The organism is Streptomyces sp. NEAU-174 (assembly GCF_052665095.1).
Genome location: NZ_JBQTCE010000003.1, coordinates 675,665 through 689,765, shown reverse-complemented (window position 1 = coordinate 689,765; position 14,101 = coordinate 675,665). Strand labels below are relative to the sequence as shown.

11 protein-coding genes are annotated in these 14,101 nt (G+C 69.2%); 7 read left to right on the top strand and 4 right to left on the bottom strand.

Annotated features, from left to right (window positions below):
- The first annotated feature begins 500 nt into the window (after nt 1-500).
- The 7 genes from typA to ACT2CW_RS12415 all read left to right on the top strand — a co-directional run bounded on the left by typA (nt 501) and on the right by ACT2CW_RS12415 (nt 10,089).
- Nucleotides 501-2,396: a translational GTPase TypA gene (gene typA / locus ACT2CW_RS12445; RefSeq protein ID WP_164429855.1), complete on the top strand. Its 1,896-nt coding sequence runs from the start codon at nt 501-503 to the stop codon at nt 2,394-2,396.
- Nucleotides 2,397-2,951: 555 nt separating this feature from the next.
- On the top strand, nt 2,952-4,598 hold the full coding sequence (locus ACT2CW_RS12440) for a peptide ABC transporter substrate-binding protein (protein WP_445516556.1): 1,647 nt from the start codon (nt 2,952-2,954) through the stop codon (nt 4,596-4,598).
- Nucleotides 4,599-4,744: 146 nt separating this feature from the next.
- Nucleotides 4,745-5,671, top strand: a complete 927-nt coding sequence (locus tag ACT2CW_RS12435) for an ABC transporter permease (protein WP_445516676.1) — start codon at nt 4,745-4,747, stop codon at nt 5,669-5,671.
- Entirely contained in the window at nt 5,664-6,644 is a 981-nt protein-coding gene (locus ACT2CW_RS12430) for an ABC transporter permease (protein ID WP_445516555.1), read from the top strand. The genes ACT2CW_RS12435 and ACT2CW_RS12430 overlap by 8 nt, the downstream gene beginning before the upstream one ends.
- 11 nt (nt 6,645-6,655) lie before the next feature.
- Nucleotides 6,656-7,714 carry an ABC transporter ATP-binding protein gene (locus ACT2CW_RS12425; RefSeq protein ID WP_182473365.1) on the top strand — a complete coding sequence of 353 codons (1,059 nt, stop codon included), beginning with the start codon at nt 6,656-6,658 and terminating at the stop codon, nt 7,712-7,714.
- Nucleotides 7,707-8,855: an ABC transporter ATP-binding protein gene (locus tag ACT2CW_RS12420; protein ID WP_445516554.1), complete on the top strand. Its 1,149-nt coding sequence runs from the start codon at nt 7,707-7,709 to the stop codon at nt 8,853-8,855. The genes ACT2CW_RS12425 and ACT2CW_RS12420 overlap by 8 nt, the downstream gene beginning before the upstream one ends.
- Nucleotides 8,856-9,657: 802 nt before the next feature.
- Complete coding sequence (locus ACT2CW_RS12415) at nt 9,658-10,089, top strand: hypothetical protein (RefSeq protein WP_445516553.1); 432 nt, start codon at nt 9,658-9,660, stop codon at nt 10,087-10,089.
- A gap of 3 nt (nt 10,090-10,092) precedes the next feature.
- Here the strand turns inward: ACT2CW_RS12415 and ACT2CW_RS12410 are convergent, their stop codons facing one another.
- From ACT2CW_RS12410 to ACT2CW_RS12395, 4 genes are read right to left on the bottom strand one after another with little or no spacing between them, the layout of a single operon-like run.
- A complete protein-coding gene (locus ACT2CW_RS12410; protein ID WP_445516552.1) occupies nt 10,093-11,130 on the bottom strand; it encodes an ABC transporter ATP-binding protein in 1,038 nt (345 codons plus the stop codon).
- Nucleotides 11,123-12,121, bottom strand: a complete 999-nt coding sequence (locus ACT2CW_RS12405; RefSeq protein ID WP_445516551.1) for an ABC transporter ATP-binding protein — start codon at nt 12,119-12,121, stop codon at nt 11,123-11,125. The genes ACT2CW_RS12410 and ACT2CW_RS12405 overlap by 8 nt, the downstream gene beginning before the upstream one ends.
- 2 nt (nt 12,122-12,123) lie before the next feature.
- Nucleotides 12,124-13,185: an ABC transporter permease gene (locus ACT2CW_RS12400; protein WP_445516550.1), complete on the bottom strand. Its 1,062-nt coding sequence runs from the start codon at nt 13,183-13,185 to the stop codon at nt 12,124-12,126.
- The gene (locus ACT2CW_RS12395) at nt 13,178-14,101 is read right to left on the bottom strand and encodes an ABC transporter permease (RefSeq protein WP_138913981.1); all 924 of its coding nucleotides are present in this window, start codon (nt 14,099-14,101) and stop codon (nt 13,178-13,180) included. The genes ACT2CW_RS12400 and ACT2CW_RS12395 overlap by 8 nt, the downstream gene beginning before the upstream one ends.

Here is a 14,101-nt window from a genome sequence, read left to right as displayed (position 1 = left end):
CTCCGCCCCAGACACTGTCCCGGGGCTTTGCCTCAGGCCCCGAAACCGGGCTCCCCAGGCCCCGAAACCGGGTCTCCGCCCCAGACCCCGCAACCGGAGTTCCGCCCCAGGGCCCCGAAACCGGGCTCTGCCCCAGGCCCCGGGCCGGAACTCCGCCGCTTCCCGTGGCGTCGGTATGCGGCTTCGCCGCGTGGTGGGGCTTCGCCCTCGGGAGCCGGGGTCCAGGGGCGGAGCCCCTGGTAGTGGGAAGGGGCGGGGAGGGGAAAGACTCGCCGGGCACCCTCCCCGTGGAGCCGCCGCCGAAGGCGGCTCCGGGTGGGGGACCGGCGCGGGGATGGGCTGCGGGAGGGGCCGCGAGATGGGGTGCGGGATGGGCTGCGGCATTCGTCCGCGTGCCGTCCCCGTACCATGGGGGTGAGGCCGAGGCGTGATCAGCCCGGCGGAAGGCGCGCCGCCCAAGGAGCGCGCCGCCACCCAACAACCGGGAGAAGCGCGCTTTCATGCCCACGCGCCACGACATCCGTAACGTCGCCATCGTCGCCCACGTCGACCATGGCAAGACGACCCTCGTCGACGCCATGCTCAAGCAGGCGGGCGCGTTCGCCGCCCACCAGCAGGTGGACGACCGGGTCATGGACTCCAACGACCTGGAGCGCGAGAAGGGCATCACCATTCTCGCGAAGAACACCGCCGTGAAGTACCACCCGGCGGACGGCGGCGACCCCGTCACCATCAACATCATCGACACCCCCGGCCACGCCGACTTCGGCGGTGAGGTCGAGCGCGGCCTGTCCATGGTCGACGCGGTGGTCCTGCTGGTGGACGCCTCCGAGGGGCCGCTGCCGCAGACCCGCTTCGTGCTGCGCAAGGCGCTCCAGGCCAAGCTGCCGGTGATCCTGTGCATCAACAAGACGGACCGCCCGGACTCCCGGATCGACGAGGTCGTCAACGAGGCGTACGACCTCTTCCTGGACCTGGACGCGACCGAGGAGCAGATCGAGTTCCCGATCGTCTACGCGTGCGCCCGTGACGGTGTCGCCTCGCTGACCAAGCCGGAGGACGGCACCGTCCCGGCCGACAGCGACAGCCTCCAGCCGTTCTTCTCCGCCCTGCTGGAGACCGTCCCGGCGCCGGAGTACGACGCGGCCGCGCCGCTCCAGGCCCATGTCACCAACCTGGACGCGGACAACTTCCTCGGCCGTATCGCGCTGCTCCGGGTCGAGCAGGGCGAGCTGAAGAAGGGGCAGACGGTCGCGTGGATCAAGCGCGACGGCACCATCTCCAACGTCCGGATCACCGAGCTGCTGATGACCGAGGCGCTCACCCGCAAGCCCGCCGAGGTGGCGGGCCCCGGTGACATCTGCGCGGTCGCGGGCATCCCGGACATCATGATCGGCGAGACCCTGGCCGACCCGGAGAACCCGATCGCGCTGCCGCTCATCACCGTCGACGAGCCCGCGATCTCGATGACCATCGGTACCAACACCTCCCCGCTGGTCGGCCGCGGCCCCGGCGGCAAGGGCGCCGACAAGTCCGCCGTGAAGGACCGCAAGGTCACCGCGCGGCTGGTCAAGGACCGGCTCGAGCGCGAGCTGATCGGTAACGTCTCGCTGCGCGTGCTGCCCACCGACCGCCCGGACGCCTGGGAGGTGCAGGGCCGCGGCGAGCTGGCGCTGGCGATCCTGGTGGAGACCATGCGCCGGGAGGGCTTCGAGCTCACCGTCGGCAAGCCGCAGGTGGTCACCCGGGAGGTGGACGGCAAGGTCCACGAGCCGATCGAGCGCATCACCATCGATGTGCCCGAGGAGCACATGGGCGCGGTCACCCAGCTCATGGGCACCCGCAAGGGCCGGATGGACAACATGTCCAACCACGGCTCCGGCTGGGTCCGCATGGAGTTCATCGTCCCCTCCCGCGGTCTGATCGGCTTCCGTACCGAGTTCCTGACCGCGACCCGCGGCACCGGTATCGCCCACTCCATCCACGAGGGCCACGAGCCGTGGTTCGGCGAGCTGAAGACCCGTAACAACGGCTCGCTGGTGGCCGACCGCTCGGGCGCGGTGACCGCCTTCGCGATGACCAACCTCCAGGAGCGCGGGGTGCTGTTCGTCTCGCCGGGCACCGAGGTGTACGAGGGCATGATCGTCGGCGAGAACTCCCGCTCCGACGACATGGACGTCAACATCACCAAGGAGAAGAAGCTCACCAACATGCGGTCCTCCACCGCGGATGTGACCGAGTCCCTGGTCCCGCCGCGGCTGCTCTCGCTCGAGCAGTCCCTGGAGTTCTGCCGCGACGACGAGTGCGTCGAGGTGACGCCGGAGACGGTGCGGATCCGCAAGGTGGTGCTGGACCAGAAGGAGCGCGCCCGCACCGCCGCCCGCGCCAAGCGCTGACGCCCGCGCCCAAGCGCCGCCGCCCGCGCCAAGCCCCGCCGCGCACGCCCAAGCGCGGGCGCGCCGGGCCCAACGCCCGGGCGCCCAGGCGCACTACGGCGCCGATCACGGAGCGTAGGCGCCCCACCGTGCCTCGGTGAGCTGCCCACGGCCCGGACCCCTCGCCGCCACGGCGGGGGTCCGGGCTGTTCCCATGTCAGCAACGTGCCAGTCAAGCGGTTATCCGGATCTCTGCGTCCGAATATCGGCGTCCGAGCTCCGCATGATGTGTTAACAGTCCGTTTCGCGTGTGTCTGTCTGGGGCAGTTTTGTCCGGATTTCGAAGCTCCGCGCGTAGATGCTGTGACCAAAGCGAGACCCATAAGGTGTGGTTTAAGGGCCGGACGTGCTCAATCATGGGGTCCATTGAGCTCGGGTCAATGGGTCACACGCTGTGGGGAGCGCGGACCTACGAGCGCATCTGGGGGGTTCCGGTCCCTTTCGCTGTCAGGGGTGTCAGCGTGTCTCCGGGCGCCCCCTCTCGTAGTGACAGTGGACTCCTGAGGAGGCAAACCCATGCGCGGTGCGCAGAGCGCCAAGTGGGTCGCGTTGGCAGCAGTTGTGGCACTCGCCGCGACCGCCTGTGGTGGCAACGACAGCGACAGCGGCAGCAACGACATGAACAAGGGCACGGCGGACCCGAATGGGATACTCACCGCCCAGCTGAGCGAGCCGCAGAACCCGCTGCAACCGGCGAACGCCAAGGAGAGCCAGGGCAGCCGGGTGCTCCGCACGATCTTCGCGGGCCTGGTGGACTACGAGCCCGGCACCGGCAAGCTGGTGTATGTCAACGCCGAGTCCGTCACCCCCAACAAGGACTCCTCCGTCTGGACCGTCAAGCTCAAGCCGGGCTGGAAGTTCCACAACGGCGAGCCCGTGACCGCCAAGTCCTATGTGGACTCCTGGAACTGGTCCGCCAACGTCGCGAACAACCAGACCAACTCCAGCTGGTTCCAGGACATCAAGGGCTACGAGGACGTCCACCCCGAGAAGGGCAAGCCCAAGGCCGACAAGATGTCCGGCCTGAAGGTCGTCAACGACAACGAGTTCAAGATCGAGCTCAACAGCTCGGTCTCGTACTTCGCCTACAAGCTGGGCTACGACGTGTGGACCCCGCTGCCCAGCGGCTTCTTCAAGGACCCCAAGGGCTACGGCGAGAAGCCGGTCGGCAACGGTCCCTACAAGTTCGTCTCCTGGGACCACAAGAAGATGATCAAGGTCCGTAAGTTCGCGGACTACAAGGGCCCGAACAAGGCCAAGAACGGCGGCATCGACTTCAAGAACTACACCACCGCCGACGCCGCCTACTCGGACCTGCGCTCCAACAACCTCGACTGGATCGAGCAGGTCCCGACCACCGCGCTGACCAACTACAAGACCGACCTGGGCAAGCGCGCGATCGACGAGGAGTACTCGGCGGTCCAGTCGGTCGTCCCGGCCTTCTACACCAAGCAGTTCAAGGACATCGACCCCAAGGTCATCCAGGGTCTGTCCATGGCGATCGACCGCAACACGATCACCAAGACCGTGCTCCACGGCTCCCGCACCCCGGCCGACAGCTATGTCGCCCGCGGCGTGATCGGCTACAAGGCCGGCGCGCTCAAGGAGCAGGTCACCTACGACCCGGCCAAGGCCAAGGCCCTCATCAAGGAGGGCGGCGGAGTCCCGGGCAACAAGATCTCGATCCAGTACAACGCCGACCAGGACCACAAGCCCTGGGTGGACGCGGTCTGCAACAGCATCCGCAAGGCCACCGGCGTCGACTGCGTCGGCGACTCCAAGCCCGACTTCCAGGCCGACCTGAACGCGCGTGACAAGCACCAGGTCAAGTCCATGTACCGCGGTGGCTGGGTGCTCGACTACCCGGTCAACTCGAACTTCATGAGGGACCTCTACGGCTCCAAGGCGGCCGGTAACACCAGCGGTTACGCCAACAAGGAGTTCGACGAGCTGGCTGCCAAGGCCGACAAGGCCGCCACCCTCGACGAGACCGTGAAGCTCTACCAGCAGGCGGAGCAGGTCCTCGCGAAGGACATGCCGGCGATCCCGCTGTGGTTCTACAAGGTCAACAGCGGCCAGTCCAACAAGGTCCTCGGGAAGATCCCCTACGGCCAGGACGGCGACCCCATCTTCACCAATGTCGGGGGGAGAAAGAGGGAGTAGTAGGACCAGCAGGCCGGTGCCGCCGCTCCTCTCAACCGGGGAGCGGCGGCACCGGCCCGCAGGCGTGAGGCCCGCAGCTCATCCCCCCACCCGCGTGGCGCAGACGAGACGTGGCCTCCGCCGCCCCCCAACGGCATGGAGGCATGATGGGGCGCTATGTCGCCAGGCGACTGCTCCAGATGATCCCGGTCTTCATCGGGACTACTCTGATTATTTTCCTCATGGTCCACGTACTGCCCGGTGACCCCATCCGGGCGATGTGGGGCGACAAGGCCGCGGACCCCGCGCAGGTCGCGTCTCTCCGCCATGAGTTCGGGCTGGACCAGCCCCTGTGGAAGCAGTACATCGACTACATGGTCGACCTCTTCAAGGGCGACTTCGGCAAGACCTTCGGCGGCCGTCCGGTCTCCGAGGAAATGGGGATGGCCTTCCCGGTGACCCTCCGCCTCGCCGCGGTGGCCCTCACCATCGAGATCATCGTCGGCATCGGGCTCGGTGCCTGGGCCGGTCTCAGGGCGGGCCGCGCCGCCGACACCGGCGTCCTGATCTTCACGCTGATCGTCATCTCGATGCCGGTCTTCGTCCTCGGCTACCTCGCCCGGTTCATCTTCGCCGACGAACTCGGCTGGCTGCCACCGAACGTCCAGGACTCGATGGACCTCCAGCAGCTCCTGCTGCCAGGGTTCGTCCTCGCGATGCTCTCCATGGCGTATGTGGCCCGGCTGACCCGGACCACCTTCGCGGAGAACCTGCGCGCCGACTACATGCGCACCGCGCTCGCCAAGGGGCTGCCGCGCCGCCGGATCGTCGGCGTCCACCTGCTGCGCAACTCGCTGATCCCGGTGGTCACCTTCCTCGGCACCGACGTCGGCGCGCTGGTCGGCGGCGCGGTGGTCACCGAGGGCATCTTCAACGTCCAGGGCGTCGGCAATCTGCTCTTCAAGGCGCTCGGGCAGCGTGAAGGCACCACCATCGTCGGGGTCGTGACCATCTTCGTCCTCGTCATTCTGCTGATCAACCTGCTCGTCGACCTGCTGTACGCGGTCCTGGACCCGAGGATCCGGTATGCCTGACATGACCAAATCCCAGTCCGGCGGCACGGCGGTCGACACGGCGGTCGACGCCGTCGCCCCGCCGACCGAGGTGGACACCGCCACCGCCGCCGGCCCCGCCCCCCAGGGCAAGCCGCGCTCGCTGTGGGGCGACGCCTGGTTCGAACTGCGCCACCGCCCGCTGTTCTGGATCTCGGCGGTGCTGCTGGTGCTGCTGCTGGCCATCGCGGCCTTCCCCGGGCTGTTCACCAGCGCCGAGCCGCGCAACGGCGATCTGACCAACCACTTCCTGACCAAGCCGGAGCTGACCCACTTCTTCCAGGCCGACTGGTTCGGCTACGACGGCCAGGGCCGCTCCATCTACGCCCGGGTCATCTACGGCACCCGCGCCTCGATCATGGTCGGTGTCGGTGTGACCGCGGTGGTGACCTTCTTCGGCGGCCTGCTGGGCATGGCCGCCGGGTACTTCGGCGGCTGGATCGACTCGATCATCTCCCGGATCGTCGACATCTTCTTCGGCCTGCCGTTCCTGCTCGGCTCGATGGTCGTGCTGAACGCGTTCACCGAGCGCAAGGTGTACGTCGTGATCGCGGCCCTCGCCTTCCTCGGCTGGACCACCATCGCCCGGGTGATGCGCAGTTCGGTGATCACCGCCAAGCAGGCGGACTACGTCACCGCGGCGCGTGCCCTCGGCGCCGGAACCGGCCGGATCCTCTTCCGGCACGTCCTGCCGAACGCGCTGGCCCCCACCATCGTGGTGGCCACCATCTCCCTCGGTGCCTACATCTCCGCCGAGGCCACGCTGTCCTTCCTCGGCCTCGGCCTCGCCGACCCCACCATCTCGTGGGGCATCGACATCTCCGACGCCAAGGACGCCATCCGGGACAACCCGCATGTGATGCTGTTCCCGGCCGGAATGCTGAGCCTCACGGTCTTCGCATTCATCACGCTCGGCGACGCGGTGCGCGACGCCCTCGACCCCAAGCTGCGCTGAGGAGGGCGTACGTGACCACCATCGAGAAGACCGCGGACGACGCCGTCCGCGAGGGCGCCGGAGACGACGGCACCCCACTGCTTGAAGTCCGCGACCTGCACGTGGAGTTCCACACCCGGGACGGTGTCGCCAAGGCCGTCAACGGCGTCAACTACAGCGTCCGCGCCGGTGAGACGCTCGCCGTCCTCGGCGAGTCCGGCTCCGGCAAGTCGGTGACCGCCCAGGCCATCATGGGCATCCTCGACATGCCGCCCGGGAAGATCCCGCAGGGGCAGATCCTGTTCCGGGGCGAGGACATGCTCACCATGGCGGGCGAGGAGCGCCGGAAGATCCGCGGCCGCAAGATCGCCATGATCTTCCAGGACGCGCTCTCGGCGCTGAACCCGGTGCTCTCCGTGGGCTATCAGCTCGGCGAGATGTTCCGGGTCCACCAGGGCCTGTCCAAGAAGGAGGCCAAGGCCAAGGCCATCGAGCTGATGGACCGGGTCCGCATCCCGGCGGCCAAGGAGCGGGTGAGCGACTATCCGCACCAGTTCTCCGGCGGTATGCGCCAGCGCATCATGATCGCCATGGCGATGGCGCTGGAGCCGGACCTGATCATCGCCGATGAGCCGACCACGGCGCTCGACGTGACCGTCCAGGCCCAGGTGATGGACCTGCTCGCGGAGCTCCAGCGCGAGTACCACATGGGTCTGATCCTGATCACCCATGACCTGGGTGTGGTCGCGGACGTCGCCGACAAGATCGCCGTGATGTACGCGGGCCGGATCGTCGAGACCGCCCCCGTGCACGAGCTCTACAAGCGCCCGGCCCACCCCTACACCCGCGGTCTGCTGGACTCCATCCCGCGCCTGGACCGCAAGGGGCAGGAGCTCTACGCGATCAAGGGGCTGCCGCCCAATCTGCTCAAGATCCCCACGGGCTGTGCCTTCAACCCGCGCTGCCCCAAGGCGGAGGACATCTGCCGCCGGGACGTCCCCGCCCTGGTGCCGGTCACCGAGCAGGACGGCACGGAGCTGCCGGGCCGCGGCAGCGCCTGCCACTTCTGGAAGGAGACCCTCCATGGCTGACGCCAACGAAACGCCCATGGAGCCGACCGACACCACCCCGAACGTCACGGAGGTGGAAACGGTCGAGGCGGCCACCGAGGACGAGGCGGTCGCGGCACTCGAGGCGAAGGTCGACCGCGGTGAGCCGATCCTCCAGGTGCGCAATCTGGTCAAGCACTTTCCGCTGACCCAGGGCATCCTCTTCAAGCGGCAGATCGGCGCGGTCAAGGCGGTCGACGGCATCTCCTTCGACCTCTACCAGGGCGAGACCCTCGGCATCGTCGGCGAGTCCGGCTGTGGCAAGTCCACCGTCGCCAAGCTGCTGATGACCCTGGAGACCGCCACCGCGGGCGAGGTCTTCTACAAGGGCCAGGACATCACCCGGCTGTCGGGCCGCGCGCTGCGCGCGGTCCGCCGCAACATCCAGATGGTGTTCCAGGACCCGTACACCTCGCTCAACCCCCGGATGACGGTGGGCGACATCATCGGGGAGCCCTTCGAGATCCACCCCGAGGTGGCCCCGAAGGGCGACCGCCGCCGCAAGGTCCAGGAGCTCCTGGACGTGGTGGGCCTCAACCCCGAGTACATCAACCGCTACCCCCACCAGTTCTCCGGCGGCCAGCGCCAGCGCATCGGCATCGCGCGCGGCCTCGCCCTCAACCCGGAGATCATCATCTGCGACGAGCCGGTCTCCGCGCTCGACGTGTCCGTCCAGGCACAGGTCATCAACCTGATGGAGGGCCTCCAGGACGAGTTCAACCTCTCCTACATCTTCATCGCCCACGACCTGTCCATCGTCCGGCACATCTCCGACCGGGTCGGCGTGATGTACCTGGGCAAGATGGCCGAGATCGGCTCCGACACCGAGATCTATGACCACCCGACGCACCCCTACACCCAGGCGCTGCTGTCGGCCGTCCCGGTCCCGGACCCGGAGTCGCGCGAGGGCCGGACACGCATCATCCTCACCGGCGACGTCCCCTCCCCGGCCAACCCGCCCTCCGGCTGCCGCTTCCGCACCCGCTGCTGGAAGGCCGAGGCCCGCTGCGCGGAGGAGATCCCCCTCCTCGCCATCCCCGAGCGCTTCGCCGGCACGGATTCGCCTGCGGCGCATGAGTCGGCGTGCCACTTCGCGGAGGAAAAGGACGTGGTCCACGCCTAGCGCTCCCGCGCGGGCCGCAGTTTGAACGACGAGGGCCGCCCGGACCGTGATCCTCACGGCCCGGGCGGCCCTCGCGACGCGCTGCGTCCAACAGCACCCCGATCTCGGCTGGGGCCCGCCGGGCGTCCTCGATGCTGGGTGCCTCGGCGACGGCCGCCTCCAACTCATGGAGCCGTCGGGCCTGCCCGGGATAGCGCCGCAGAGCCACGAATACTCCCCAGCGCTGGAGGAAGGTGTGCATGGGGACGGTGCTGTCGGTCTGCACCGCCTCCTGCCAGGCACTGTGGAGCTCCCTCCTCGAAGCGGACAGCCGCGCTGAGGTCCAGGGAGCGCACGGCGACCCGCAGTGCCTGTTCGGTGCGGCGGCATGGGGAACAGCGGCTCGTCGTGGGAGTCCTCTGCGGGCTCGGCGCGGCCGGGCAGTCGTGCGCGGCTGGAGAGTGACCGCCCCTCCCGGTACCCCTTCTCGAAGTACTTGATCTGACGCAACTAATTTGTCAAACGTTTTCCAGAGAGGTACCCACCCCCGGCAACCCGGAGCCGGTCCGGCGGTCCGGCGACGGTCTCGGCCCCCGAGCGCGGACGCCGCCACCGGCGCGCTCACCCCCGGCGGCCGGTGCCCGGCGACGGCGCCCCGCCCCCCACCCCCCGGACCCATGCTCAAATGCGCCGAAGGCGCGAGACGGCGCCGCGTCGCGCCTCGTAGGGTCGTGGCATGACTGCCCCTCACTCACCGGTCTATGAGGCGTACTACACCCGCACCCCTTTCCAGCTCTTGACGAGCGCTGGGTGGAAGCGACTGGTGGCCTTCCGGGCCGATGAGTCGGGCGTCACGCTGGGCGGCGCCGCATTGCGATACCGCCGGTTCCTGGCCGTCGTTCCGTGGCGGGACATCGAAGCCGTCGTGGTGTGGGCCAGGCAAACCCGCACGGAGAAGCCGGAATGGTACGTAAGTCTGAAGCTGCGGCCGGGCGTTCCCGCCCCTCCCGGCCCCAACCGGAAGCTCACCCAGCAGTTCGCCGCGGGTTTCGCACCGCACATCGAGTACGAGGTCGTCAGGAATTGCCGGCGCATCATGCTCTGGAAGGTCGATCGGGCCCGGCTCGCCGTCGCCGTGCAGGCGTTCGCGCCTGAAGTGCGACTGCTTTTCCCTCCGGTGTACCAGGTGCCCCCGGGGCGGGGCACGAGGCTGGAGACCGGGTCCGGCGGGAGCATTTTCGACATCTTGCCCTGAACATCATGCGCTGACCTCCGCCCGCTCCTCCGCGAAGTGGCATGCCGAGGCGTGGGCGGCGGGGCCCGCCAAGCCCGGCGGGACCGCCAGCACCGGCACTTCCACCGCGCAGCGCTCCTGGGCCTTCCAGCAGCGGGTGCGGAAGCGGCAGCCCGAGGGCGGGTTGGCGGGGGAGGGGACGTCGCCCGTCAGGAGGATGCGGGTCCGGGCCCCGCGCGGTTCCGGGTCCGGGACCGGTACCGCCGACAGCAGGGCCTGGGTGTAGGGGTGCGTCGGGTGGTCGTAGATCTCCCGGCTGGTGCCCGTCTCGGCGATACGGCCCAGGTACATCACGGCCACCCGGTCGGAGATATGCCGGACCACCGACAGATCGTGCGCGATGAAGATGTAGGAGAGGTTGAACTCGTCCTGGAGGCCCTCCATCAGGTTGACCACCTGTGCCTGGACGGAGACGTCCAGCGCCGAGACCGGTTCGTCCGCGACGATGATCTCCGGTCGTAGCGCCAGACCCCGCGCGATGCCGATGCGCTGGCGCTGGCCGCCGGAGAACTGGTGGGGATAGCGGTTGATGTGCTCCGGGTTCAACCCCACCACGTCCAGGAGTTCCTGGACCGCCCGTCGCCGGTCGCCCTTCGGGGCCGCCTCGGGGTGGATCTCGAAGGGCTCCCCGATGATGTCGCCCACCGTCATCCGGGGGTTGAGCGAGGTGTACGGGTCCTGGAAGACCATCTGGATGTTGCGGCGTACGGCCCGCAGCGCGCGGCCCGACAGCCGGGCGATGTCCTCGCCCCGGTAGTGGATCGTCCCGGCGGTCGGCCGTTCCAGGCTGACCAGCAGTTTGGCGACGGTGGACTTGCCGCAGCCGGACTCGCCGACGATGCCGAGCGTCTCCCCGCGCCGCAGGGCGAACGAGACCGTGTCGACCGCCCGGACCGCGCCGATCCGCCGCTTCACCAGCACCCCCCGCGTCAGCGGATAGTGCTTGGCCAGGTCGCGGACCTCCAAGACCGGCCCATCCGGCTCGGGCATGTGCTCAGGCATGCAGCTCCTCCTTCCAGAAGTGGCAGGCGCTGGTCCGTCCGTCGGCCCCGGCGTCCTCCGTCACCTCGTACAGCGGCGGCCGTTCGACACGGCAGACCTCCTGGGCGCGCGGGCAGCGGGGGTGGAAGGGGCAGCCGGGCGGCAGGGCGAGCGGACTGGGCGGCGCGCCCTTGATCGCGTAGAGCCGCTCGCCCCGATGGTCCACGCGCGGTACGGAGTCCAGAAGGCCACGGGTGTACGGGTGGGCGGGGCGGCGGTAGAGGTCGCGTACCGGCGCGGTCTCCACGATCCGGCCCGCGTACATCACGGCGATGGTATCCGCCACGTCCGCGACCACGCCCAGGTCATGGGTGATGAGGACCAGCCCCATCGCGTACTCCCGGCACAACTCCGCGAGCAGCTCCATGACCTGGGCCTGAACGGTCACGTCCAGCGCGGTCGTCGGCTCGTCGGCGATGATCAGGTCCGGCTCCAGCGCCATCGCCATGGCGATCATGATGCGCTGGCGCATCCCGCCGGAGAACTGATGCGGATAGTCCCCGGCCCGCTGCCCCGCCGCCGGGATGCGCACCCGGTCCATCAGCTCGACCGCCCGCCGCCGGGCGTCCCTGCGGGACATCCCCCGGTGCACCTCGTACATCTCGGCGAGCTGGGCGCCCACGGGAAGCACCGGGTTGAGGGCGGAGAGCGCGTCCTGGAAGATCATCGCCATCGCGGCGCCCCGGATCCGGCGGCGCTCCTCCGCGCCCATCGTCAGCAGGTCCCGCCCCTGGAACAGCACCTGACCGCCGGTGATCCGGCCGGGCGGGGAGTCGAGGATGCCCATGATCGCCTGGGCGGTCACCGACTTGCCGGAGCCCGACTCGCCCAGCACGGCCAGCGTCCGACCGGCGTCGACGGCGTACGAGACGCCGCCGACGGCCTCGGCGATCCCGTCCCGGGTGCGGAATTCCACGCGCAGGTCCCGTACGTCCAGCAGGGGGGCCGCCATGGCTAGCGCAGCTTCGGGTCGAGGGCGTCGCGCACCGCGTCGCCGAGCATGATGAACGCGAGCACCGTGATGGACAGCGCCCCGGCCGGCCACAGCAGCATGTGCGGGGCGTTGCGGATCTGGGTCGCGGCCGAGGAGATGTCGATCCCCCAGGAGACGGTGGGCGGTTTGAGCCCCACGCCGAGGAACGACAGCGTGGCCTCCAGCGAGATGTAGGTGCCCAGCGCGATGGTGGCGACGACGATCACGGGCGCCACGGCGTTGGGGGCGATATGGCGCAGCAGCGTCCGGCCGCTGCTCGCGCCGAGCACCCGCGCCGCCTGGACGTAGTCGTGCTCCTTGACGGTCACCACCGAGCCGCGCGCGATCCGGGAGATCTGCGGCCAGCCCAGCAGCACGATGAAGCCCACCACCGGCCAGACCGAGCCGCTGGTGACCACCGACAGGAAGACCAGCCCGCCCAGCAGGATCGGGATGCCGAAGAAGACATCGGCGATCCGCGAGAGCAGCGCGTCCCACCAGCCGCCGAAGTACCCGGCGAGCCCGCCCAGCACGCTGCCCAGCAGCGCCGCGCCGAGGGTGGCGCAGATGCCCACGGTGATGGAGGCGCGGGCGCCGTAGACCGTGCGGGTGTAGACATCGCGGCCCTGGAGGTCGTAGCCGAAGGGGTGGCCGGGGGCCGGGCCGTCCTGCGCCTTGGCCAGATCGCCGTGGTACGGGTTTCCGCTCGCGATCAGCTGCGGCCAGATCGCGATCACGACGAGGAAGAGGATGATCAGCGCGGAGACGACGAAGATCGGATTGCGGCGCAGATCGTGCCAGGCGTCGGTCCACAGCCCCCGTCCGGTGGGCGCGGCCGGTCCGCCGGAGCGGCGGCCGGGCTCCCCGCGCCAGGGCAGCGGGAGGCGCCAGGGGCCGCGCCGCGACCCGCCCTTCGGGGTTGGCCCGCCCTTCGGGGTCTGGGGACCGGAGGCGGCGGGGTCCATCGGACCGCCACCGCCGCCGCCACCGGCCGGTGCGATCGCCTCGGTCATGTCGTAGCGCGGGTCAAAGGGCTCAGGCATACCGGATCCTCGGGTCGAGCACGGCGTAGAGGAGGTCGACGAGCAGATTGGCGAGCAGGAAGACGATCACCAGGATGGTCACGAAGCCGACGACGGTCGGCGAGTTCTGGCGCAGGATGCCCTGGTAGAGCTGGTAGCCCACACCGTGGATGTTGAAGATCCGCTCGGTGACGATCGCCCCGCCCATGAGCGCGCCGATGTCCGTGCCGATGAAGGTCACCACCGGGATCAGCGAGTTGCGCAGCAGATGGCGGGTGACGATCCGGTGGCGCGGCAGCCCCTTGGCGACGGCGGTGCGGACGTAGTCGGCGCGGGCGTTCTCCACGATGGAGGTACGGGTGAGGCGGGTGGTGTACGCGAGCGAGACCAGCCCCAGCACCACCCCGGGCAGCAGCAGTTCGTTCAGCGGGGCCTCCGGCGAGACCGACGGCCTGGCCCAGCCCCAGCTCACACCGAACAGATACTGGAGCACCGTGCCGCTGACGAAGGTCGGGACCGAGACCACGACCAGGGTGAGCAGCAGCACCGAGGTGTCCAGACCCCGGCCCCGGCGCAGCCCGCTGAGGACGCCCAGGGTGATGCCCAGCGCCATCTCGAAGGCGACCGCGACGAGGGTGAGCCGGAGGGTGACCGGGAACGCGCTCGCCATCAGCTCGGTCACCGGCTGCCCGTTGAAGGCCGTACCGAAATGGCCGCTGAAGATCTGCCCCATGTAGTGCGCGTACTGCCGCCACAGCGGCTCATCCAGATAGAGATCTTTACGGATCCGGGCGGCGGTGGCGGGGTCGGGGGCCTTGTCGCCGAAGAGCGCGGCCACCGGGTCGCCGAGCGCGTACACCATGAAGAAGATCAGGAAGGTGGAGCCGATGAAGACCGGGATCATCTGTAGCAACCGCCGCAGCGCATAGCGGCCCAT